This is a genomic window from Odoribacter sp. N15.MGS-14, assembly GCF_000980245.1.
Taxonomy (GTDB): Bacteria; Bacteroidota; Bacteroidia; order Bacteroidales; family Marinifilaceae; genus Odoribacter; species Odoribacter splanchnicus.
The window spans coordinates 1-520 of the sequence record NZ_LARE01000199.1 but is presented as its reverse complement, the minus strand read 5'-3'; the positions used below and the strand labels follow the sequence as shown (position 1 = coordinate 520).

At 45.6% G+C, this 520-nt stretch carries 2 tRNA genes and 1 rRNA gene; all 3 read left to right on the top strand.

Features of this window, described 5'->3' with window-relative positions:
- Positions 1-142 precede the first annotated feature (142 nt).
- Positions 143-216 (top strand) — tRNA-Ile (locus tag WS34_RS15135).
- A 15-nt stretch (positions 217-231) separates the two neighbouring features.
- A tRNA-Ala gene (locus tag WS34_RS15130) sits at positions 232-305 on the top strand.
- A gap of 129 nt (positions 306-434) precedes the next feature.
- A 23S ribosomal RNA gene (locus WS34_RS15125) occupies positions 435-520 on the top strand; the annotation flags it as partial.

The window sequence follows — 520 nt, the reverse complement described above, 5'->3', positions numbered from 1 at the left end:
ACACCTCCTTTCTGGAGAGGATCCAAAGTAAAGGTTTTTGTTTTTGTACTGCTGTTGTTGTTTATTCAAGATATGATTCCGTATTAAGACGGAAGAGAGAAAGTAAGAAGCCGGGTCTAATTAAACAGACTAGGTTGAACTTAGTCCTATAGCTCAGTTGGTTAGAGCGCTACACTGATAATGTAGAGGTCGGCAGTTCAACTCTGCCTGGGACTACGAATCTTGAGATTCGGGGGATTAGCTCAGCTGGCTAGAGCATCTGCCTTGCACGCAGAGGGTCAACGGTTCGAATCCGTTATTCTCCACTCCATCAGAGACGTAAGATACGAAGATGACCGATCTATGACATATTGTACAAGCAAACAGTAATTTTAGTAGTAAAGAGCTGAAAGTATATATCATCCCGCTGACACGCAAGTGTGGGCGAATGAATAAGGAAAGTAAAGAAGGGCGCATGGCGGATGCCTTGGCTCTCGGAGGCGATGAAGGACGTGATAAGCTGCGATAAGCTCCGGGGAGG